Origin of the sequence: Calothrix anomala FACHB-343 (assembly GCF_014696435.1) — a bacterium.
Classification (GTDB): Bacteria; Cyanobacteriota; Cyanobacteriia; order Cyanobacteriales; family Nostocaceae; genus Aulosira; species Aulosira anomala_A.
This window is the reverse complement of the sequence record NZ_JACJQG010000144.1, coordinates 1-1567: the sequence shown is the minus strand read 5'-3', so window position 1 is coordinate 1567 and position 1567 is coordinate 1. Positions and strand designations below refer to the sequence as shown.

General features: G+C 53.1%; 1 rRNA gene. It reads right to left on the bottom strand.

The window, feature by feature from the left end:
• Nucleotides 1–77: 77 nt before the first annotated feature.
• Nucleotides 78–1566, bottom strand: a 16S ribosomal RNA gene (locus tag H6G08_RS36780).
• Nucleotide 1567: the final 1 nt, after the last annotated feature.

Genomic DNA, 1567 nt, shown 5'->3' with positions numbered 1-1567 from the left:
CGACCGACCTAGAGTAGACCATCTTTGGATTTATTTGCTGTTTGCTTTCAATCTCAAAGTTGGGTAGGTCTCCCTAAAAAGGAGGTGATCCAGCCACACCTTCCGGTACGGCTACCTTGTTACGACTTCACCCCAGTCACCAGCACTGCCTTAGGCATCCTCCTCCACGAATGGTTGGAGTAATGACTTCGGGCGTTGCCAGCTTCCATGGTGTGACGGGCGGTGTGTACAAGGCCCGGGAACGAATTCACCGCAGTATGCTGACCTGCAATTACTAGCGATTCCGACTTCACGAAGGCGAGTTGCAGCCTTCGATCTGAACTGAGCTCCGGTTTATGAGATTTGCTTGCTATCACTAGCTTGCTGCCCTTTGTCCGGAGCATTGTAGTACGTGTGTAGCCCAAGACGTAAGGGGCATGCTGACTTGACGTCATCCCCACCTTCCTCCGGTTTGTCACCGGCAGTCTCTCTAGAGTGCCCAACTTAATGCTGGCAACTAAAAACGAGGGTTGCGCTCGTTGCGGGACTTAACCCAACATCTCACGACACGAGCTGACGACAGCCATGCACCACCTGTGTTCGCGCTCCCGAAGGCACTCCTCCCTTTCAAGAGGATTCGCGACATGTCAAGTCTTGGTAAGGTTCTTCGCGTTGCATCGAATTAAACCACATACTCCACCGCTTGTGCGGGCCCCCGTCAATTCCTTTGAGTTTCACACTTGCGTGCGTACTCCCCAGGCGGGATACTTAACGCGTTAGCTCCGGCACGGCTCGGGTCGATACAAGCCACGCCTAGTATCCATCGTTTACGGCTAGGACTACTGGGGTATCTAATCCCATTCGCTCCCCTAGCTTTCGTCCCTCAGTGTCAGTACAGGCCTAGCAGAGCGCTTTCGCCACCGGTGTTCTTCCTGATCTCTACGCATTTCACCGCTACACCAGGAATTCCCTCTGCCCCGAACGTACTCTAGCTATGTAGTTTCCACCGCTTTTATGAGGTTGAGCCTCACTCTTTAACAGCAGACTTTCATTGCCACCTGCGGACGCTTTACGCCCAATCATTCCGGATAACGCTTGCATCCTCCGTATTACCGCGGCTGCTGGCACGGAGTTAGCCGATGCTTATTCCTCAAGTACCGTCATTGTATTCTTCCTTGAGAAAAGAGGTTTACAACCCAAGAGCCTTCCTCCCTCACGCGGTATTGCTCCGTCAGGCTTTCGCCCATTGCGGAAAATTCCCCACTGCTGCCTCCCGTAGGAGTCTGGGCCGTGTCTCAGTCCCAGTGTGGCTGATCGTCCTCTCAGACCAGCTACTGATCGTCGCCTTGGTAGTCCCTTACACTACCAACTAGCTAATCAGACGCGAGCTCATCTCTAGGCAATTAATCTTTCACCTTTCGGCACATCCGGTATTAGCAGCCGTTTCCAACTGTTGTCCCCGACCTAGAGCTAGATTCTCACGCGTTACTCACCCGTCCGCCACTAACTCCGAAGAGTCCGTTCGACTTGCATGTGTTAAGCATACCGCCAGCGTTCATCCTGAGCCAGGATCAAACTCTCCATTTTG